The following is a 19777-nucleotide window of genomic DNA, read 5'->3' on the forward strand; positions in this document are numbered from 1 at the left end:
GGCCGCACCTTGCCGGCAGCGTCTGTAGTCGTAAAAAACATCGCCGTTTCCGCCTGTTTTGGGGGAACGGCGATGGGCTTTTCTGGGTTTTTTGGCTAGTTTTTGGTTTACCCTCGCAGTACCTTCAGAATCCGGTTCCCCGCCGCGGATCGACGCCGCGTTTTGCGGGCCGCGAGGTTTCCGGATTTGCCCGTTTTCGATTGTCCTTTTAGCGAATCACGACGATGTCTACCCTCTACGAATCCACGCTCCGCTCGCTGCCGCTCCTCGGCCGCGGCAAGGTCCGCGACAACTATGCCGTGGGCGACGACAAGCTGCTGATCGTCACGACCGACCGTCTCTCGGCGTTCGACGTCATCATGGGCGAGCCGATTCCGCGCAAGGGCGAGGTGCTCAACCAGATGGCCGACTTCTGGTTCGAGAAGCTCAAGGACGTCGTGCCGAACCACCTCACCGGCATTGCCCCCGAGACGGTCGTAGCCGCCGACGAAGTCGAGCAGGTCAAGGGCCGCGCCGTGGTGGTCAAGCGCCTCGAGCCGATCCTCGTCGAGGCCGTGGTGCGCGGCTATCTGGCCGGCAGCGGCTGGAAGGACTATCAGGCGACGGGCGCCGTGTGCGGCGTCGAGCTGCCGCCGGGCCTGCAAAACGCGCAAAAGCTGCCCGAGCCGATCTTCACGCCGGCAGCGAAGGCCGAAATGGGCCATCACGACGAGAACATCACGTACGAAGAGATGGAGCGCCGCATCGGCACCGAGCTCTCGCGCACCATCAAAGAGATTTCGATCAAGCTGTACAAGGCAGCCGCCGACTACGCGGCCACGCGCGGCATCATCATTGCCGACACCAAGTTCGAGTTCGGTCTCGACAACAACGGGCAGCTCTACCTGATGGACGAGGCGCTCACCGCCGATTCGTCGCGTTTCTGGCCCGCGGATCAATACCAGGTGGGCTCGAACCCGCCGTCGTTCGACAAGCAGTTCGTGCGCGACTGGCTCGAAACCCAGCCGTGGAAGAAAGAGCCGCCGGCGCCGAAGCTGCCCGACGAAGTGATCACGAAGACGTCGGCGAAGTATCAAGAGGCGCTCGAGCGCCTGACGGGTCAGAAGCTGGCGTAAATCAGGCTGGCGTAAGTCGGCGCAAAGAGGGAAGAAGGAAGCACAATGAGTGAAGTTCAGACGGCTCACCAGCATGCGGCGCCGCTCGTCGGCGTGTTGATGGGCTCCAGCTCCGACTGGGATACGATGAAGCACGCGGTCGCGATCCTCCAGGAGTTCGGCGTCGCGTACGAGGCGAAGGTGGTCTCGGCGCATCGCATGCCCGACGAGATGTTCGAGTACGCGGAAAAAGCGCGCGAGCGCGGCCTGCGCGCGATCATCGCGGGCGCGGGCGGCGCGGCGCACCTGCCGGGCATGCTGGCGGCCAAGACCACGGTGCCGGTGCTCGGCGTGCCCGCGGTCAGCAAGTATCTGAAGGGCGTGGACTCGCTTCACTCGATCGTGCAGATGCCCAAGGGCGTGCCGGTTGCGACCTTCGCCATCGGCGAGGCGGGCGCGGCCAATGCGGCGCTGTTCGCCGTATCGATGCTCAGCGTGACCGATTCCGAATACGCGAACAAGCTCGCGGCCTTCCGCGTGCGCCAGAACGAAGCGGCGCATGCGATGGTGCTGCCGGCGCTGTGATTGCGGCGCGCGACAAGCGCATGAAGTGACATCGTCGAGGCGGAAACTGGCGGGGCAGCGCGTTCCCGCCTGTTGCCGTTGCGACGTTAAACCTCGGTCTGGCCCGCGCGACGTCCCCCGCGCGCCGCGGCCAGCCCTGACCGACCACGAAGATGACTCCTGACAACTCTCCGGTTTCACCGATCCTGCCCGGCGCCTGGTTGGGCATGGTGGGTGGCGGCCAGCTCGGCCGCATGTTCTGCTTTGCCGCTCAGGCCATGGGCTATCGCGTCGCCGTGCTCGATCCCGACGCGACGAGCCCGGCCGGCACCGTCGCTGACCGGCATATCTGCGCGGCCTACGACGACGAAGCCGCGCTCACCGAGCTGGCGCGCCTGTGCGCGGCCATCTCGACCGAATTCGAGAACGTGCCCGCGGCGAGCCTCGACACGCTCGCGAAGTCGACCTTCGTGAGCCCGGCCGGGCGCTGCGTGGCCGTGGCGCAGGACCGTATCGCCGAGAAGCGCTTCATCGCGGCTGCGGGCGTGCCGGTTGCGCCGCACGTGGTGATCGAGTCGTCGCAGGCGCTCGCCGCCATCGGCGACGAGGCGCTTGCCGCCGTGCTGCCGGGCATCCTCAAGACCGCGCGCATGGGCTACGACGGCAAAGGCCAGATCCGCGTGACCAACGCCGAAGAGGTGCGCGAGGCGCATGCGTCGCTCGGCGGCGTGCCGTGCGTGCTGGAGAAGCGCCTGCCGCTGAAGTTCGAGGTGAGCGCGCTGATCGCGCGCGGCGTGAGCGGCGCGAGCGTGGTCTATCCGCTTGCGCAGAACACGCACCGCAACGGCGTGCTCTCGCACACCATCGTGCCCGCGCCCGACGCGAGCGCGGTGCTCGTGCAGCAGGCGCAGCAGGCCGCGCTGCAGATTGCGGCCAGGCTCGGCTACGTGGGCGTGCTGTGCGTGGAGTTCTTCATTCTCGAGGACGGCTCGCTCGTCGCCAACGAAATGGCGCCGCGCCCGCACAACTCGGGCCACTACACGACCGATGCGTGCGCGACGAGCCAGTTCGAGCAGCAGGTGCGCGCGATGACGGGCATGCCGCTCGGCGACACGCGCCAGCACTCGCCGGCCGTGATGCTCAACATCCTCGGCGACGTGTGGTTCCCCGCCGGTGCTGGTGGCGCGAAGGCGCCCAAAGGCGCTGCGCCCATCACGCCGCCCTGGGACCAGGTGGCGGCGATGCCGTCCGCGCGCCTGCATCTGTACGGCAAGGAAGAGGCGCGCGCGGGCCGCAAGATGGGCCACGTGAACTTCACCGCACCGACGCTCGACGAAGCGCGCGCGGCCGCACGCGATTGCGCGCGGCTGTTGCATATCGTCACGAGCTGAGTTGGGTCGCACTATGTCCGATCAGCAGCAAGGCGGCCACGCCGGCACGCCTGAATTGACCGCCGCCGACATCGAGCAAGCCGCCGCGTTGCTCGACGCCGGCGAGCTGGTCGCGTTTCCCACCGAGACGGTCTATGGGCTCGGCGGCGACGCGGCGAGCCCCGCAGCCGTCGCGCGCATCTATGCCGCGAAGGGCCGGCCCGCCAATCATCCGGTGATCGTCCATCTGCCACCGGGCGGCGACCCGCAGTACTGGGCCGCCGAGTGGCCAGAGGCCGCGCAGAAGCTCGTCGAGGCCTTCTGGCCTGGCCCGCTCACGCTGATCGTCAAGCGCCATGCGCGCATTCCCGACGCGGTGAGCGGCGGCCAGGATTCGGTGGGCTTGCGTTGCCCCTCGCATCCGGTGGCGCAGAAGCTGCTGGCCGCGTTCTCGAAGCGGCGCGGCGGACATGGCGGCGTAGCGGCGCCCTCGGCGAACCGCTTCGGCCACGTGAGCCCGACCACGGCGCAGCATGTGCGCGACGAGTTCGGCGCGGCCGTGCACGTGCTCGATGGCGGCGCTTGCGACGTCGGCATCGAGTCGACGATTCTCGATCTCTCGCGCGGCTTCCCGGCATTGCTGCGCCCGGGCCACGTGAGTCCGCTCGATATCGCGCGCGTGCTGGGCGAGGCGCCGCGTCTGCCCGACGGCTCGGACGCCACGGCGCCGCGCGCATCGGGCACGCTCAAGGCGCACTACGCGCCGCGCACGCCGCTCGCGCTGCTGCCGTTCGAGGCGCTGGAGCCGCTGCTGGCCGCCGCGCGCGACGCGGGCGAAACGGTGGCGCTGGTGGCGCGCGGCTCACGCGCGGGCGCCTGGGCGAGCGCCGCGAACGTGCATTTCGTAGCCGCGCCGGAAGAGCCGCAGGTCTATGCGCGCGAGCTCTATGGTCTGCTGCGCGTGCTCGACCGCGCGAACGTCTCGCGCATCCTGATCGAAAAGCTGCCCGAGACCCTCGAGTGGATCGCCGTGAACGACCGCCTCGGGCGGGCGGCCGCCGCCTTCGAGGCGCAGCAGGACTGAGTACAAACCCCTCTCGCGCAATGAAAACACCCCACGACCCTGGCGGGCCGTGGGGTGTTTTTTTGCCGGGAGGCCCGGCGTGTGACGCTTACTGCGGTGCCTTGCCGATGCCTGCGTTAGCCAGCTGCGTTTCGACGAACGTGGCGAACTGGGCGTGCAGCGCGGTGGTCGGGTGGAAGAGATCCGCGAACATGTACGTCGTGGGCGCGTTGGCCGTCGTCAGCGTCTGCGGCGAGCAGAACAGCGACGAGCCGAAGGCCTGGCCGTATTGCGCTGCCGCTGCGTCGAGGATGGGCTGCGGCGTCGTGGGCGGCAGCCCGAGCGTGGCTTGCGGATTGGCCAGCGCATAGTTGGTGGCGTCGGTTTCCATCTGCGTGAGATTGCAGGCGGTACCGGTGTTCGTCACGGTGAAGCCGAGGCTGGCCGCGTTCTGGACCGACTGGTCGATCCACGAGAACGTATCGATCGGAACGACCTTCTTGGCCGCGAGCGACGGCTGCAGACCCTGCAGCAGCGCGAGGTTGTACATGGCCGCAACGAGCGACAGTGCCTGGTCGGGCGCGTTCGCGGAGCCCGGCGTTGCACCGACGCTCGAATCGGCGGCCAGCGCCGCCGGCGCCTTGCCGATGTCGGGCACCGTCGCGACCGCGACCTTGGCCGTGCCGGCGATCTGCGTGTTGACGAGGTTGGCGAGCGTGCCGGCAGCGGTGAGGATCGGCAGGACCGACGCGAAGTCCGTGCTGGCGTTCGGATCCGTGGTGACGATGGTCAGCGCGATGGCGGCGGGCACGAGTGCCTGGGCCTGGGCGGCCGTAAAGCCTTCTGCGACCAGTTGTTGAAGTGCCTTTTGCTGGGTTGCGGGGTCGCTGGCGGCCGCCGCGAAGTTGGCCTTGGCGAGGCCGGTGGCGAACGCCGTGAGTCCTGCGCCGTTGTTGTCGAGCAGCGCCAGGATTTCGTTCGAGCCGCCTTCGACGAGCACGAGCTGATTGGCATTGAAGCTGCCGTGCTGCGCCAGATACTGGCTGACCTGCCAGGTCAGCGGCTGCTCGCTCGCGGCCGGAATCGGGGCGCTCGTATTGGCGACACCGCCGGTCGAGACCATCGCACCGCCTTGCGCGTAGTCGAGGCCGCCCGTGGCCGTCAACGGCACGCCGAAGCCGCCTTCGAAGGCCGGCGTCAGCGAATTGCCGAAGTACTCGGAGACCTTTTGCGCCCAGACTTCGCCCGGGTTGGTCGTGAAGCGGCCGCCACCGAAGCCCGGCAGAATCTGCTCCGAATACGTGCCCGCGTCGGTGAGGCTCGTGCCGAATGCCACCACCTGCAGGCTGACGCCGGACGGCGGCGGCGTGCTCGCGCTGCTGCTACTGCTGCTACCGCCGCCGCAAGCGGCGAGGAGCGCGAAAGCGGCGCTCGCGAGAGCGATCTGGGTGGCGCGCACGAGCGTACGGTGTCTCGGTCCTTGTTGCTTCATATTCACTTCATCTCCTCTGTTTGTGGCTTGTGTTGCCATTGCCTGATGCCAGCTTCTGATGCTGCCAATGCTGCGGATGCCTGTGTCGCCAGGTCTTGCCGCTCGTTGTGGTGAGTCGAAGTGGCGTGGTCCCCCAAGGTCCTCGCCATCAGACTACGCAATCTGTCATGTTTTGTGCGACCCGATGTCACCCGTGGTGTTGTTTTCCGACACGGATGTTCGTATTCCTCGTAAGCCCGAGGCAAGCTGTGCCGCGTCCCAGCGCGCGCACCAATCGGGCGGCGCGAATAGCGCAGCAAGCCGCGTGCGCCAGTCGGGCATGCGCGCGAAATCACGCGCCATGTCGAGCCATTCGTGAAAGCTCGCCTTGAGCGGGTTGTAGGTGTCGAGCGGCTTGACGATGCCGTAGACGGGCGGCTCGTGCGCGTCCTCCGCGACGTAGCTGCCGAACAGGCGGTCCCAGATCGCGAGCACGCCTGCGTAGTTGCGGTCGATGTATTGCGCATTGCGCGCGTGATGGACGCGATGCATCGACGGCGTGTTGAGCACGTATTCGAGCCAGCCGAGCTTGCCGATCGCCTGGGTGTGCACGAAGAACTGGAACGCGAGATTGACGAGCACGATGCCGACGATCTGCATCGGCGGAAAGCCGAGCATGGCGAGCGGGATCCAGAAGACCCACATACCCGCGACGGGGTACATGAGGCTTTGGCGGAACGCGGTGGAGAGGTTGAGCCGTTCCGACGAATGATGGACGACGTGCGCGGCCCAGAGCCACCGCACGCGATGGCTCGCGCGGTGGAACACGTAGTAGAGCAGGTCCTGGGCGACGAAGAGCGCGAGCCATGCGCCGAGGCCGGGCTGCCACGAGACGATGCGCCAATGGCGGTAGACGTAAGCGTAGACGGGGATGGCCACGAGCCAGGCGAGCTTGTCGGTGCCCTGATGCATGAGCGCGAGCGCGGCGTTGCAGAACGTGTCGGGCCAGCTATAGAGCGAGGCGCCGGGGCGGGTGCGGGCGAGATGCCAGGCCTCCCAGCCGATGCAGGCGAGAAAGACGGGCGCGAGGGCGAGCAGCAGCCATTCAGCGTCGAACTGCACGAATCTCGTCCTCCTTGTCCCGTGTGCGGCGCTGGCGAGTCAGCGCGGCATTGTTGTGTTTTGTCGATCGCACCTGGCGGGACCCCATGCAAAGCGCTTGGTCCCATCCCATGCAAAGCTCGACAGCTTGCGCGTCGATGTGGGTCCAGACAGGGTGCGGTTAGCCGTGGGTGTGCGCATATTCTTGCGCGCTACCCGACTTTGCCCGTCAGAGTACACGTCCGACGCACGCGGCGCGTGGGGCTTTGCTAGAGGAAATCTTCGGGCGGTGTGATTTCGAGCGGCATTCGGGCAGTGGCTCGATATGCGCATTCGGGCTGCCTGGTGGCGTGAAGTGCGCTCGGAACGGCAAGCCGATCCATGTGAATGGCGCGCACGGAGGAGGGGGCACGCGAGCGACGGGAGATCGTGGACGGAGAGAGGGAGAGTCAGCGCGCCGGCTAAGCGGCGAGGATGAGGGCAAGCCGTAAGGCCAGGCGTGCGCCCCGAACGGGCGGCGCATGCTGCCGATGCGCCGCCCGCTTCGCGCGCCAGGATCCGTCTGGCGCGCTCACGCGATCAATGCGCGCTGCGCTGCTTCTTCGTGGCCTTGCGCTCGGCGGCCTGGCTCGTCTTTTCCGCCTTCGTCACGTGGCCGGCGCGTGCTGCCTTCGGCGCGCGCTTCGGATGCGGATCGACGTACACGGGCTTCTCCTCGGGCATGCCCTGGTAGACCCATTCGAGCAGCGCGTCGTGCGCGGCGCGCGCGGCTTCGGCATGCGGGTCGTTGATGAGGCTCACGACGATCCAGCTCTCGCCGTTCTGCGTGGCCACATAGCCCGCGATCGCGCGCACGTCGCGCAGCGTGCCGGTCTTGATGTGCGCGTTGCCGTCCACGCCCGCGTTGTTCAAGCGGTTGCGCATGGTGCCGTCCACGCCCGCGATCGGCAGCGAGTCGATGAACGGCTGCGCCACCGGGCTCGCGTTGGCGGCTTGCAGCAGACTCGCGAGCGAGAGCGCGCTGATGTGCTCTTCGCGCGAGAGGCCGCAGCCGTTGTCGAGCACGAGCTCGGGCATGTTGAGGCCGCTCTTGCGCAAGAACGTGGTGACGGCGGTGGAGGCCTTCGCCGTGGTCGCGGGCGGTTTCTCCTCGACGGCGCCGAGCGTGAGGAACAGATTGCGCGCCATCACGTTGTTGCTGAACTTGTTGATGTCGTGCACGACGTCCGCGAGCGGCGGGCTCTGATGCACGCCCAGCAGACGCGCGCGCGGCGGCACGACGCCTTCGCGCGTCGTGCCCGCAAAGGTGCCGCCCGCTTGCTGCCAGAGCGCGAGGAAGCCGTCGGCGAAGAAGGTGCTGTGATCGACGGGCGCGGCCATGTTGAGCGTGCGGTCGCCGCAGCCCAACGCGTAGTTGCCCGCAAAGCTCGCCGTGACGACGCCGTTCGCGCCCGGCGTGACTTGCGGGCTCGGCAGTAGCCCGCCGCACTTGCCGCCGCGCTCGCGGATCTGGTTGTCGATCTGCCATTGCGCGACGGGCGGCACCACGTCGATCGAAACGCCCTCGCGCGAGGGCGAGAACGTGAACGAGAGCGCCTTGAATGCGTACATCAGCGGATCGGGGCCGACGTTGTAGGGCGCGTTGTTGTCGCCGTCGAACGAGGGCAGGTCGCGCGTGGAGGCGTCGAACTCGCTCTTGTCGAGCACGAGCGAGCCTTCGATGCGCACGATGCCGGTCGCGCGGACCTTCTGCACGAGATCGATCAGCTCCTCGGGGACGAGCTTCGGGTCGCCCGTGCCCTTGATGTAGAGGTTGCCGTGCAGCGTGCCGCTCGCGTCCACGTCGCCGTCGGTGTAGGCGCTGGTCTTCCAGCGGTAGTCGGGCCCGAGCATTGAGAGGCCGCTCCAGGTGGTGACGAGCTTCATCGTCGAGGCGGGCATCATCGGCTGGCCCGCGTTGACGGCGACGCTCGGCTGGCGGTCGCCCACTTTTTCGATCACGACGCTCACCGACGAAAGCGGCACGTGCGCGCGCTCGAGTCCCGCCATCACGCTGGGCGGCAAGACGGTGCTGACGTTGACCGTGGGCACGCGCGCGCCCGCGGGCTGGGCGTGGGCCGGCGCGCCGGCGAAGGCTGTCGTGAGCGCGGCGCAGGCAAGCGCGAGCGCGAGGGGGCGCGGCGCACGGCGGCGGCGCGCGTCGACGCCAACGGTTGCGGCTGCCACGATGACGGTCGCGGCGGCAGGCTTTGCGGCGGCCTTGGCCGCGCGCGTGGCACTCGGTGTGCGCGGGGTGCTCAGGCGGAACAGGGTACGAATTCGGGACAGCGAAACGGGCGGCATGAAGAGCGTTGGACGAGGGCAGGCAATGCGGGGGCCGCGCGCGGCGCTGCTCGCCCGGGCGGGCTTTTCGCGAGTGTCGTGCGCGGACGCGGAAAACGGCTGGCGCGTGGCTTTTGCGATGCGCGCGTCGCCTTGCATGCCAACCGGAGACAACTGAAAGGGCGCGTTCGCATCGCGGCGCCGCGCGCCGCAAAAGCGCACATTGTAAAGACCTCGCGTGGCGTGCGCGCATTGGTGGCGAGAAATGTGGGAAAAGGTCGCGTCAGCGCAGGACGGAGCCCGGCTTCCGCCCCGACGGCATGCGGCGGGTGTCGAGGCGCTAGAATGCAGCCATCGACATTCACTTCAGGCGCGGCGCCGCGCGCGCCGCCTGGCCAATTCATTACGATGCGCATACTGCTAGTCGAAGATGACCGCATGATTGCCGAGGGCGTGCGCAAGGCGCTGCGCGGCGAGGGCTTCGCGGTCGACTGGGTCGAGGACGGCGAGGCCGCGCTCTCGGCCGCGAGCGGCGAAACCTACGATCTGATGCTGCTCGATCTCGGGCTGCCCAAGCGCGACGGCCTCGACGTGTTGCGCACGCTGCGCGCGCGCAGCGTGGCGCTGCCCGTGCTGATCCTCACCGCGCGCGACGCCATTGCCGACCGCGTGAAGGGCCTCGACGCCGGCGCCGACGACTACCTCATCAAGCCCTTCGATCTCGACGAACTGGGCGCGCGCATGCGCGCGCTGATCCGCCGCCAGTCGGGCCGCAGCGATTCCACGATCCGCCACGGCTCGATCACGCTCGATCCCGCCTCGCACCAGGTGACCCAGGACGGCTCGCCCGTCGCGCTCTCCGCGCGCGAGTTCGCCTTGCTGGAGGCCCTGCTCGCGCGCCCCGGCGCGGTGCTTTCCAAGACCCAGCTCGAAGAGAAGATGTACGGTTGGGGCGAGGAGATCGGCAGCAACACGGTCGAGGTCTATATCCATGCGCTGCGCAAGAAGCTCGGCGCCGATCTGATCCGCAACGTGCGCGGCCTCGGCTACATGATCGCGAAAGACGCGTGAGGACGAGCGCCACCCGATGAGTTCGATTCGCAGACAACTGCTGTTCTGGCTGCTCGCGATCGTGGTCGCGGGCGTGAGCCTCGCGGGCTGGCTGATCTATCGCCAGGCGCTGGCCGAAGCCAACGAGCTGTTCGACTACCAGTTGCAGGAGATTGCGGCCGCGCTGCCCTCCGAGCCGTTCAACGAGATCCTCAGCTCGCGCGACACCGGCACCGAGGGCATCGTCCTGCAAATCTGGAACCGCAATGGCGTGCTGATGTACTACTCGCATCCGCGCGCGCCGCTCGCGCCGCGCGCGGAGCTCGGCTTTTCGACCGAGCGCACCGACCGCGGCGACTGGCGCGTCTATGGCGCGATCGTCGGCGACAACGTCGTGCAGCTCGCGCAGCCGATGACAGTGCGCAACCGGCTCGCCGCGAACGTCGCGTTGCGCACGCTCTGGCCGCTGATCGTGCTGCTGCCGTTCCTCGGCCTGGCCGTGTGGATGGTGGTGGGGCGGGGCCTCAAGCCGCTCTCGCGCGTCGCGCGCGCGCTCGACACGCGCCACCCGGAGGCGCTCGAGCCGCTGCCCGAGCAGCGCCTGCCGCGCGAGGTCACGCCGCTCGTGCATGCGCTCAACGCGCTGCTCGAGCGCCTCGCTCAGGCAATCGATACGCAAAAGGCCTTCGTGGCCGACGCCGCACACGAATTGCGCACACCGCTCGCGGCCGTGCAGATCCAGGCGCAACTCGTTGCGCGCGCAAGGGATGACGAAACGCGCCGCGAAGCGATCGGCGACCTGCAGGCGGGCGTGACGCGCGCCACGCGCCTCGCCGAGCAACTGCTCGCGCTTGCGCGTTCGGAGCCCGACGGTCACGCGCGTGCGCAAAGCGTCGACCTGCATGCGCTGCTCGATGATTGCGTGCTCAACTATGCGCCGCTCGCCCAGCAGCGCGGCGTGGACCTCGGCATCGAGGAGAGCGCCGACGCGCACGTGCACGGCGACGCCGATGCCCTGCGCGTGATGTTCAACAACCTGCTCGACAACGCGACGAAATACACGCCCGCGGGCGGGTGCGTGGACGTGCGCCTCGTCGTGGACGACGGGCATCCGCTCGTGCGCATCGAGGACAGCGGGCCGGGCATTCCCGTCGAGGAACGCCCGCGCGTGTTCGACCGCTTCTATCGCGTGGGCCCGAATGCGAACCGCGCGCGCACGGACGTATCGGGCACGGGGCTCGGTCTCGCAATCGTGCGCCGCATTGCCGATCAGCACGACGCCACGATCACGCTCGGCGATTCGCCGGCGGGCGGCTTGCAGGTGGAAGTGCGGTTTTGAGCGTTGCGCGCGCGGCGTGCCTTGAAGCTTCCTTTTTGCTTTCAACGTGCGCGCGTGGCGGGCGCGCCGCAGCCCTGGCGGCGCAGCTCGAAGGTCCCCGCAAACGCCCTGTGCACGGGACTTTGCGGTTTGGTTCCCCGCTTAAGACTCCTTTAAGTGATACCGCTTAATCTTCGTTACGTCGTGACAGTACCCGCGCAAGGAGTCCGCTATGAATACCAAAGTCATTACCCGCAGTGCCGTGGCCATCGCCGTTGCCGTCGCGTTGTCGGCGGGCTACGTGGCCGGGCGCCGCGACGTGCCGCCGCCCCAGGTCATCACGCAGGCGCAGGCCGCCGCGTTGATGCCCGCCGAAGCCGCGGCCAAGACCGGCATTCCTGACTTCTCGGGCCTCGTGGAAACCTACGGCCCGGCGGTCGTCAACATCAGCGCGAAGCACGTCGTGAAGCAAACGGCCCTGCGCGGTGGTGGTAGCGGCGGTGCGCAGCAATTGCCGATCGATCCGAGCGATCCGTTCTACCAGTTCTTCAAGCACTTCTACGGCGGCATGCCCGGCATGGGCGGCGGCGACGGCGGCGGCATGCAGCCCGACACGCCGAGCACGAGCCTCGGCTCCGGCTTCATCATCAGCCCGGACGGCTACATCCTCACGAACGCGCACGTCGTGGACGGCGCGAACGTCGTGACCGTGAAGCTCACCGACAAGCGCGAATTCAAGGCCAAGGTCGTGGGCGCCGACAAGCAGTCCGACGTCGCCGTGCTCAAGATCGATGCGAAGGATCTGCCGACCGTGAAGATCGGCGACCCGCGCCAGAGCAAGGTCGGCCAGTGGGTGGTGGCGATCGGCTCGCCCTACGGCTTCGACAACACCGTGACCTCGGGCATCATCAGCGCGAAGTCGCGCTCGCTGCCCGACGAGAACTACACGCCGTTCATCCAGACCGACGTGCCGGTGAACCCCGGCAACTCGGGCGGCCCGCTCTTTAATCTGCAGGGCGAAGTGATCGGCATCAACTCGATGATCTACTCGCAGACGGGCGGCTTCCAGGGCCTTTCGTTCGCCATCCCGATCAATGAGGCGATGAAGGTCAAGGACGACCTCGTCAAGACCGGCCACGTGAGCCGCGGGCGCCTCGGTGTCGCGGTGCAGTCGATGAACCAGACGCTCGCCGACTCGTTCGGCATGGACAAGCCGCGCGGCGCGCTGGTGAGCTCGGTGGACTCGAACGGACCGGCCGCCAAGGCGGGCCTGAAGCCCGGCGACGTGATCCTTGCCGTGAACGGCGAGCCCGTGGGCGACTCGTCCGACCTGCCTTCGCTGATCGCGGGCATGAAGCCGGGCACGAAGGCCGACATTCAGGTATGGCGCGACAAGTCGACCAAGGACTTCTCGGCGACGATCGGCTCGCTCACCGACAGCAAGGTCGCCTCGAACGACACGCCGCAGTCGCAGATGCAGGGACGCCTCGGCGTCGCGGTGCGTCCGCTCACGCCGGAAGAGAAGAGCAACAGCTCGGTCGATCACGGCCTGCTCGTCGAACAGGCGGCCGGTGCGGCGGAAAACGCCGGCATCCAGCCCGGCGACGTGATCCTCGCGGTGAACGGCCGCCCCGTGACGAGCGCCGATCAGCTCAAGCAGATGATCGCGCACGCGGGCAACAGCATCGCACTCCTGATCCAGCGCGACGACGCGCAGATCTTCGTGCCGGTCGATCTCGGCTGATCGAAGTTTCGAATCGCTCCAGCGGCCTGGTGCGCTTCATACCGGGATTTTCCGGGCCGCTTTTTCACTGCCGCCGTGGGCCTCGCGCCCCGGCGGCAGTTTTCTTTGCTGCGGCGTATTCTGGGTGGCTCTCGTCCGATTAAGCGGGCATGCGGTTTGCGCGGGTTGGATCTCGAAGCAACTCGTAAGGAGCAGTCACGATGAAGAGGTTCCATAAAACGCGTCCCGTCCTTTCGAGCGTTGCGCTCGCGGCTACCCTGACCCTCGGCTTCGCGGCCGGGGCGGCAGCGCAGCAAGGCAGCGTGCCGATGCAGCAGGGCGGCGCACCGGGGCAGCAGGTGCCGCCGCAGCCAGGCGGCGCGCCGGTGCAGCAGGTGCCGATGCAGCCGCAAGGCGCCCCGCCGGTGCAGCAAGTGCCGATGCAGCAAGGCGGCGCACCGATGCAATCCATGCAGATGCAGCCGGGCGGCGCCAAAGGCGCCACGAACGGCATGAATCCCACCAACGGCACGGTGGGCGGCACGTCCACCGATAACTCGAGCGCCGGCAACACCAACGGCGGCGGCATGCCGCAAGTGCAGCAGCAGGGCGGCGTCGAATATGTCTCGGGCGGTGTCGGTCTCGACGAGTCGAAGGCGCTGCAGGCCGCGCGCTCGCAATGGCCGCTCTCGCTGCGCTTCACGGGCCGCAATGCCGAGTTCCTCGCCGACGTGCATGTGCAGATCGTCGACGCCCACGGCGCGAGCGTGCTCGATACGACCTCGCGCGGGCCCTACATGCTCGTGCGCGTGCGCCCGGGGCGCTATACCGTGCACGTGAGCCATGACGGCATCAACAAGACGAGCGCCGTGACCGTAGGCTCGAACGGCAGCGCCCGCGCGTCCTTCATCTGGTGAGCCGGGGCGGCGCGCGCGGCGCTCCGAATTCGCGCAAGCCGCCAGAGTTTCGCCGATAATGAAGCCACGGGTCTGCCGTGGCTTCTTGTGAGCGCGGCGGCGCCCATCGATCAGGGAGCAGACCATGACGGTCGAACCGGATGCCGGCCATCGCATCGATATTGTCGTGAACCGTCACCGCGTGCGCGTGATCCACGGCGGCATCACCGTCGCCGACACGCTCGCGGCGCTCACGCTCGTCGAAACCGGCAATCCCGACGTCTACTATTTCCCCCGCGCCGACGTGAACATGGCGCGGCTCGAACGCTCCGCGCGCACCGACGCGTGCCCGCACAAGGGCGAGGCGTCGTACTACCACCTGCACACCGAGGATGGCCGCATCGAGGATGCCGCCTGGAGCTACGAGGTGCCGCTCGATGCCGTGCGCGGCATCAAGGGCTATCTGGCGTTCCGGCTCGGGCTCGTGGACCGCATCGACCAGACTTCCTGAGCGCCTCCGGCCCGCGTGCCGGGGCAGGAGAGCGCCCGGCCGGGCTCGCTGCGCGCCCGGCATCGCGCGCTAGCCTCAAGAAACGAAATTGAGCGCCGATAGATGTGCTGACGTACCAAACGAACCGAACGACCCGGGCAAACTGATTCACCCGAGCGACGCAAACGAACTTCTCGAACTGCCACCGGGGAGCCGCCATGGAACTGAACGACGCGTTGAGGATTCCGCTTGAGCCGTCTGCCGTCTGGCAGGCGCTGCAGGACGCTACGCTCGTGCGGGCGAGTCTGGAGCATTGCGAGTCGTTCCGGCGTCTTGGCGCCGGCGAATACGCGCTCACGCTCACCGTGCCGCTCGGGCCGCTGCGCGCGCGCTACGAAGTGCGCGCTCACATCGCCAGCGATGTCGCGACGGTGCCGCTCACGCCGCGCCGCGTGCTGAGCTTTCGCGCGCGCGCCGATGGCATCGGCTCGTTGCGCGGCCAGATCGACGTGGCCTTGCGCGAGGAGGAGCCCGCGGGGGCGGGCGAGGGCGCGAGCACGCGCATCGACTATTCGGTTTGGGCCACGCTGACCGGGCCACTGGGCGAGTTGCCGCCGCGCCAGATCGAAAACGCGCTGCATGAGCTCGCCGACGAGTTCTTCACCGAGTTTTGCGCCGTGGTGGCGGCCAAGCACGGACAGGCGCCGAATCGCGCGCGCGGGGACACGCCGCGGCGCCAGCATGTGTTTCTGCGGCCCATCAATCTCGCGGCGGTCGCGCGGCGCGCGCATCTGCTCCCGCACGCGGGCGGCACGCTGTCGGGCCGCGCCGCCAGCACGCTGCATCACGAGCCCGCGCCGCACGCCATGCCGAGCTGGGCCTGGGCCGCGATGATCTTCTTCGTCGCCTTGCTGTTCTACGTGGCGCGGCACTTCGCGGAAGGCTGAGCCCGCGCGAAATCACGTCCCGCGAAATTCCCGCCGCCATGCCGACGGCGAGGTTCTGAACGCCTCCACGAAATGCTGCCGCAGCGACGTGGCCGAGCCGAAGCCCGCGCTCTGCGCGATGGCGTCGATCGGCTGGTCGGTGCTCTCGAGTAGCTGCTGTGCGCGGGCGAGCCGTTCGCCGAGGAGCCACGCGCTCACGGTGGCGCCCGTCGTCAGGCGGAACTGGCGGGTGAAGGTGCGCCGGCTCATGAGCGCACGCTGCGCCAGCGAGTCGAGCGTATGCGGCGTGTCGAGATGCGCGCGGATCCAGTCGAGCAGGCTCGAAAGCCGGTCGCCGCGCCCGCGCGCCGCCACGGGCTGCTGAACGTACTGCGCCTGGCTGCCCTGGCGATGCGGCGGCACCACGAGCCGCCGCGCCACGTAGTTCGCCGCCTGTGTGCCGGCGAGGCGCCGCAGCAGATGCAGGCAGCAGTCGAGCCCCGCCGCCGTGCCCGCCGAAGTGAGGATGTCGCCGTCGTCGACGTAGAGCACGTCCGGGTCGAAGCGCACGCGCGGGAACTGGCGCGCGAAGGCGTCGGCGGCGGCCCAGTGCGTGGTGGCCGGGCGGCCGTCGAGCAGGCCCGCGTGCGCGAGCACGAATGCACCGAAGCACAGGCCCACGAGCACCGCGCCACGCGCATGCGCCGCGCGCAGGGCATCGCACAGGGCGGCGGGCGGCGCTTCTTCGGCGTCACGCCAGCTCGGCACGACGACCACATCGGCGTCTTCGAGCGCGTCGAGGCCGTGGGACGCGCCGATCGTGAAGCCTGCCGTCGTCGCGAGCGGCCCCGGTTCGGCTGCGCAAACGATCAGCTCGAACGGCGGCACGCCACCCTCCGGGCGCGGCTCGCCGAACACGATGCAAGGCACCGAGAGATGAAACGGGATGACGCGATCGAACGCGACCACGGCAATGCGGCGCGCGGGCGGTGCCGTTTGTGCCGTTGGTGCCGTCGGTGCGGCAGGTGCCGGCTGAGCGGCGGCGCTGGCACGGGGTGCGGAGCCCGGTGGCAGGGGACGGGGAACGGTAGACATCGATCGCCTCGCGAGTCGGGAGGGGCTTGGGCGTGCAGCATTGACCCACATTTGGCCCAATTCTAGCGAAAGTTGTCATTCGGGCCACTGGGCGCGTCCGGCGCGCCGGTCAACAATGCCTCCATCGCAGCCGAGCCGCCTGGTCAGCCGCGAATTCCCCCGGATTCCCACCCGGATTCCCGTCAGGCTCATATCGAAGAAGGAGGTATCGCCATGTCCGCAACCCCCCGCCGTGCGCTGGTCGTCATCGACGTGCAGAACGAATACGTCACTGGCGATCTGCCGATCGAATACCCGGACGTCCAGACGTCGCTCGCCAACGTGGGCCGCGCGATGGACGCCGCGCGCGCCGCCGGCGTGCCGGTCGTGGTGGTGCAGAACTTCGCGCCCGCCGACTCGCCGCTGTTCGCGCGCGGCAGCGTCGGCGCCGAGCTGCACCCCGTGGTGGCCTCGCGCGAACGCGATCATTACGTGGAAAAGGCGTTGCCGAGCGCGTTCGCGGGCACCGATCTGGCCGCATGGCTCGCCGCGCACGGCATCGACACGCTGGCCGTCGCCGGCTACATGACGCACAACTGCGACGCGTCGACCGTGTTCGATGCGACGCACGCCGGCCTCGCCGTCGAGTTCCTCGAGGACGCGACCGGCGCGGTGCCCTACGAGAACGCGGCGGGCGCCGCGAGCGCCGCGGAGATCCACCGCGTGTTCAGTGTGGTGATGCACTCGCGCTTCGCCGCCGTTGCGAGCACCGATGCATGGATTGCCGCGCTCGAAGCGGGCGTGCCGCTGCAGCGCGACAACATCTACGCCTCGAATCAGCGCGCTCGAGCGAGTCACGTGACGGCTTGATGCCGGCCGGCAGGGCGGGCTGCGGCCGCAAGCGCAGCCGCCCTCGCAAGCTCACGCGCCGCTCCGCGCTTGCGGCGCGGCACTATTCCTTCGCCGCCGGATCGACGCGCAGCGCCGGGCTGTAGCGCAGCGCGTCGAGCATGGCCTCGACGTGCTGTTCCGCGTTGTGCGCCACGTCGAACATGTCCGGCAGGGTCGCCATGTCGCGCAGCGCGCCCGTGATGAACGAGTGCAGCACGCGCGCCGCGCGCGGAGCATCGAGATTGGCCGGCAACTGCCCCTTGGACATCGCGTTGCGCAAGCCTTCCTCGATGCGCATCAGACCCTCGCGCATGTTGCCCTGATGGCGCGCCATCACGGGCCCCATTTCCTCCACGAACTCGCACTTCAGAAACAGGATCTCGAACACGCGGCGGCGCCGCGCGTCGGTGGCGGTGTCGCGCAGGCACAGCACGCACAGGTCCTTGATGCGCCCGAGCGGGTTGAGCTCGTCCGGGTCGACCGTGGCCGCCTTCATCTCGTCGAGCGGCAGGATCACGCGGTCGAACATGGCCGTGAAGAGATCGCCCTTGTTCTCGAAATGCCAGTAGATCGCCCCGCGCGTGACGCCGGCGGCCTGAGCGATATCGGCGAGCGAGCTGCGCGAGACGCCCTTTTCGAAAAAGACGTGCTCGGCGGCGTCGAGAATGCGGTTGCGCGTCTCCAGCGCTTCCTCTTTCGTGCGTCGGACCATGGCGGGTTACTGCTCAGTATGTGGGTTATGAGGGTTGGAAGTCATCTAAGAGCCAGATCAGCAAAGCACTGATTTGCAATACGGGCGCCGTGCGCCGAAAGCCCTTGAGTGAACGTTCTAGCGGAATGATTCGTTCTTATACATTCATTCGCGAATGTATCTATAATACCACCCCACCACCTGGGCACCTCAAGAATTGATGTCCGGTTAATATCCGTCACTGGTCAAGTGGTCGTAGAAACCCCAATGCGCGCGTTCGCTAACGTTGCGCGTCGAGAAATCGCCCGGATGGATGTTGCTGACCGGTCTCGCGCCATTCCAGAAGTGCCGGGTTTTCCGTCAGGTATCGCCAGATGCTGGCGTGCGTCGTCGCCCTCCTTCGGGAAGGGCGCCGCACGCTGCTTTTATTGTCAGTTATAGACAGAGGTCGCTCCATGCGCGTCGAACGGGTTCCATTCCGCCTTATTACCTTCGCGACGGCTGCCGTAGTGCTCGCAGCGTGCGGGCAAAAGCAGTCCGCGCCGCCGCCGCAAACCCCCGAAGTCGGTGTCGTCGCCGTCCAGCCCACCTCGGTGCCGGTCGTGAGCGAGCTGCCGGGCCGCACCAATGCCTTCCTCGTCGCGCAAGTGCGCGCGCGGGTCGACGGCATCGTGCTGCGCCGCGAGTTCACCGAAGGGGCGGTCGTGAACGCGGGCCAGCGCCTGTACAAGATCGATCCGGCGCCGTACATCGCCACCCTCAATAACGCCAAGGCCTCGCTTGCGAAGGCGAAGGCGAATCTCGTCACGCAGAACGCACTCGTCGCGCGCTACAAGGTGCTCGTCACGGCCAATGCGGTCAGCAAGCAGGACTACGACAACGCGGTGTCCGCGCAAGGCCAGGCGCAAGCCGACGTCGATGCGGGCAAGGCCGCGGTCGACACCGCACAGATCAATCTGGGCTACACGGACGTGCTCTCGCCCATCACCGGCAAGGTCGGCATCTCGCAGGTCACGCCGGGCGCCTACGTGCAGGCGAGCCAGGCCACGCTGATGTCCACCGTGCAGCAGATGGACCCGATGTACGTGGACCTCACGCAGTCGAGCCTCGACGGCCTGAAGCTGCGCCGCGACGTCGAGTCGGGGCGCCTGAAGACCAATGGCCCGAATGCGGCCAAGGTCACGCTCGTGCTCGAAGACGGCCGCACCTATGCGCAGCAGGGCAAGCTCCAGTTCACCGACGTCACGGTCGACCAGACCACCGGCTCGGTCACGATCCGCGCGCTGTTCCCGAACCCCGACCGCGTGCTGCTGCCGGGCATGTTCGTGCGCGCGCGCATCGACGAAGGCACCAACGACAACGCGTACCTCGTGCCGCAGGTGGGCGTGCAGCACGACCAGAAGGGCCAGGCCACGGTGCTGGTCGTCGACGACAAGAACAAGGTCGTGGTCCATCCGATCGTCACGTCGGGCACGCAGGGCCAGGACTGGGTCGTCGAAAGCGGCCTGCAACCGGGCGACCGCGTGATCGTGCAGGGCACCGAGAAGGTCCACCCCGGTACGACCGTGAAGGCCGTGGACGCGCATCTGCCGCCGCCGCCCCCGCCGGGCGCGCCTTCGGCGGATGAGGCGACGGCCTCGGGCTATGCGAACGCAGGGGCGTCCGGCGCATCCGCGGCCAGCGCTGCGTCCGCACCCACCGCCTCCGCTGCGCAATAACAGGGAGCCTGCTTC

At 68.1% G+C, this 19777-nt stretch carries 17 protein-coding genes; 12 read left to right on the plus strand and 5 right to left on the minus strand.

All coding sequences use genetic code 11. The features are described from left to right. Positions 1-224 precede the first annotated feature (224 nt). The 4 genes from E1956_RS05905 (at position 225) to E1956_RS05920 (ending at position 4112) form a co-directional block, all read left to right on the plus strand. On the plus strand, positions 225-1115 hold the full coding sequence (locus E1956_RS05905; RefSeq protein WP_134747793.1) for a phosphoribosylaminoimidazolesuccinocarboxamide synthase: 891 nt from the start codon (positions 225-227) through the stop codon (positions 1113-1115). Positions 1116-1160: 45 nt separating this feature from the next. Further along, on the plus strand, positions 1161-1679 hold the full coding sequence (purE, locus tag E1956_RS05910; protein WP_133194364.1) for a 5-(carboxyamino)imidazole ribonucleotide mutase: 519 nt from the start codon (positions 1161-1163) through the stop codon (positions 1677-1679). 152 nt (positions 1680-1831) lie between these two features. Beyond that, positions 1832-3049 carry a 5-(carboxyamino)imidazole ribonucleotide synthase gene (locus tag E1956_RS05915; RefSeq protein WP_134747794.1) on the plus strand — a complete coding sequence of 406 codons (1218 nt, stop codon included), beginning with the start codon at positions 1832-1834 and terminating at the stop codon, positions 3047-3049. A gap of 13 nt (positions 3050-3062) precedes the next feature. Further along, positions 3063-4112: an L-threonylcarbamoyladenylate synthase gene (locus E1956_RS05920; protein ID WP_134747795.1), complete on the plus strand. Its 1050-nt coding sequence runs from the start codon at positions 3063-3065 to the stop codon at positions 4110-4112. Between the two features lie 88 nt (positions 4113-4200). On the opposite strand, the gene E1956_RS05925 is transcribed toward E1956_RS05920, so the two are convergent. The 3 genes from E1956_RS05925 to dacB form a co-directional block, all read right to left on the minus strand. Next, positions 4201-5583, minus strand: a complete 1383-nt coding sequence (locus E1956_RS05925; RefSeq protein ID WP_134747796.1) for an SGNH/GDSL hydrolase family protein — start codon at positions 5581-5583, stop codon at positions 4201-4203. 165 nt (positions 5584-5748) lie between these two features. Next, positions 5749-6684, minus strand: coding sequence for a sterol desaturase family protein (locus E1956_RS05930; protein WP_134747797.1), 936 nt, complete (start codon positions 6682-6684; stop codon positions 5749-5751). Between the two features lie 558 nt (positions 6685-7242). Beyond that, complete coding sequence (dacB, locus tag E1956_RS05935; protein WP_134747798.1) at positions 7243-9006, minus strand: D-alanyl-D-alanine carboxypeptidase/D-alanyl-D-alanine endopeptidase; 1764 nt, start codon at positions 9004-9006, stop codon at positions 7243-7245. A 387-nt stretch (positions 9007-9393) separates the two neighbouring features. On the opposite strand from dacB, the gene E1956_RS05940 reads away from it, so the two are divergent. The 6 genes from E1956_RS05940 to E1956_RS05965 all read left to right on the plus strand — a co-directional run bounded on the left by E1956_RS05940 (position 9394) and on the right by E1956_RS05965 (position 15409). Further along, positions 9394-10056, plus strand: a complete 663-nt coding sequence (locus E1956_RS05940) for a response regulator (protein ID WP_028217821.1) — start codon at positions 9394-9396, stop codon at positions 10054-10056. A gap of 16 nt (positions 10057-10072) precedes the next feature. Then, entirely contained in the window at positions 10073-11374 is a 1302-nt protein-coding gene (locus E1956_RS05945) for an ATP-binding protein (protein ID WP_134747799.1), read from the plus strand. A 211-nt stretch (positions 11375-11585) separates the two neighbouring features. Then, positions 11586-13097 carry a DegQ family serine endoprotease gene (locus E1956_RS05950; protein ID WP_134747800.1) on the plus strand — a complete coding sequence of 504 codons (1512 nt, stop codon included), beginning with the start codon at positions 11586-11588 and terminating at the stop codon, positions 13095-13097. Between the two features lie 455 nt (positions 13098-13552). Further along, positions 13553-13993, plus strand: coding sequence for a carboxypeptidase regulatory-like domain-containing protein (locus E1956_RS05955; RefSeq protein ID WP_134750383.1), 441 nt, complete (start codon positions 13553-13555; stop codon positions 13991-13993). Between the two features lie 124 nt (positions 13994-14117). Beyond that, positions 14118-14483, plus strand: a complete 366-nt coding sequence (locus E1956_RS05960; RefSeq protein WP_134747801.1) for a DUF427 domain-containing protein — start codon at positions 14118-14120, stop codon at positions 14481-14483. A gap of 197 nt (positions 14484-14680) precedes the next feature. Beyond that, positions 14681-15409, plus strand: a complete 729-nt coding sequence (locus E1956_RS05965) for a CoxG family protein (RefSeq protein WP_134747802.1) — start codon at positions 14681-14683, stop codon at positions 15407-15409. A 12-nt stretch (positions 15410-15421) separates the two neighbouring features. On the opposite strand, the gene E1956_RS05970 is transcribed toward E1956_RS05965, so the two are convergent. Beyond that, a complete protein-coding gene (locus E1956_RS05970; protein ID WP_134747803.1) occupies positions 15422-16483 on the minus strand; it encodes a helix-turn-helix domain-containing protein in 1062 nt (353 codons plus the stop codon). A gap of 213 nt (positions 16484-16696) precedes the next feature. Between E1956_RS05970 and E1956_RS05975 the strand changes: the two genes are divergently transcribed. Continuing rightward, positions 16697-17332: a cysteine hydrolase family protein gene (locus E1956_RS05975; protein WP_134747804.1), complete on the plus strand. Its 636-nt coding sequence runs from the start codon at positions 16697-16699 to the stop codon at positions 17330-17332. Between the two features lie 82 nt (positions 17333-17414). Here the strand turns inward: E1956_RS05975 and E1956_RS05980 are convergent, their stop codons facing one another. Then, the gene (locus tag E1956_RS05980) at positions 17415-18065 is read right to left on the minus strand and encodes a TetR family transcriptional regulator (RefSeq protein WP_134747805.1); all 651 of its coding nucleotides are present in this window, start codon (positions 18063-18065) and stop codon (positions 17415-17417) included. Between the two features lie 434 nt (positions 18066-18499). Between E1956_RS05980 and E1956_RS05985 the strand changes: the two genes are divergently transcribed. Continuing rightward, complete coding sequence (locus tag E1956_RS05985) at positions 18500-19762, plus strand: efflux RND transporter periplasmic adaptor subunit (RefSeq protein WP_134747806.1); 1263 nt, start codon at positions 18500-18502, stop codon at positions 19760-19762. Positions 19763-19777: the final 15 nt, after the last annotated feature.

This window comes from Paraburkholderia pallida, from assembly GCF_004524855.1.
In the GTDB taxonomy this organism is placed as follows: domain Bacteria; phylum Pseudomonadota; class Gammaproteobacteria; order Burkholderiales; family Burkholderiaceae; genus Paraburkholderia; species Paraburkholderia oxyphila.

Bases quoted from the DNA above. Each gene is read 5' to 3' on its own strand.
- E1956_RS05915 (WP_134747794.1), top strand. From the start codon at position 1,832: ATGACTCCTGACAACTCTCCGGTTTCACCGATCCTGCCCGGCGCCTGG.
- dacB (WP_134747798.1), bottom strand. From the start codon at position 9,006: ATGCCGCCCGTTTCGCTGTCCCGAATTCGTACCCTGTTCCGCCTGAGC.
- E1956_RS05945 (WP_134747799.1), top strand. From the start codon at position 10,073: ATGAGTTCGATTCGCAGACAACTGCTGTTCTGGCTGCTCGCGATCGTG.
- E1956_RS05920 (WP_134747795.1), top strand. From the start codon at position 3,063: ATGTCCGATCAGCAGCAAGGCGGCCACGCCGGCACGCCTGAATTGACC.
- E1956_RS05960 (WP_134747801.1), top strand. From the start codon at position 14,118: ATGACGGTCGAACCGGATGCCGGCCATCGCATCGATATTGTCGTGAAC.
- E1956_RS05980 (WP_134747805.1), bottom strand. From the start codon at position 18,065: ATGGTCCGACGCACGAAAGAGGAAGCGCTGGAGACGCGCAACCGCATT.
- E1956_RS05955 (WP_134750383.1), top strand. From the start codon at position 13,553: ATGCAGCCGGGCGGCGCCAAAGGCGCCACGAACGGCATGAATCCCACC.
- E1956_RS05985 (WP_134747806.1), top strand. From the start codon at position 18,500: ATGCGCGTCGAACGGGTTCCATTCCGCCTTATTACCTTCGCGACGGCT.
- E1956_RS05940 (WP_028217821.1), top strand. From the start codon at position 9,394: ATGCGCATACTGCTAGTCGAAGATGACCGCATGATTGCCGAGGGCGTG.
- E1956_RS05905 (WP_134747793.1), top strand. From the start codon at position 225: ATGTCTACCCTCTACGAATCCACGCTCCGCTCGCTGCCGCTCCTCGGC.
- E1956_RS05970 (WP_134747803.1), bottom strand. From the start codon at position 16,483: ATGTCTACCGTTCCCCGTCCCCTGCCACCGGGCTCCGCACCCCGTGCC.
- E1956_RS05925 (WP_134747796.1), bottom strand. From the start codon at position 5,583: ATGAAGCAACAAGGACCGAGACACCGTACGCTCGTGCGCGCCACCCAG.
- purE (WP_133194364.1), top strand. From the start codon at position 1,161: ATGAGTGAAGTTCAGACGGCTCACCAGCATGCGGCGCCGCTCGTCGGC.
- E1956_RS05965 (WP_134747802.1), top strand. From the start codon at position 14,681: ATGGAACTGAACGACGCGTTGAGGATTCCGCTTGAGCCGTCTGCCGTC.
- E1956_RS05950 (WP_134747800.1), top strand. From the start codon at position 11,586: ATGAATACCAAAGTCATTACCCGCAGTGCCGTGGCCATCGCCGTTGCC.
- E1956_RS05975 (WP_134747804.1), top strand. From the start codon at position 16,697: ATGTCCGCAACCCCCCGCCGTGCGCTGGTCGTCATCGACGTGCAGAAC.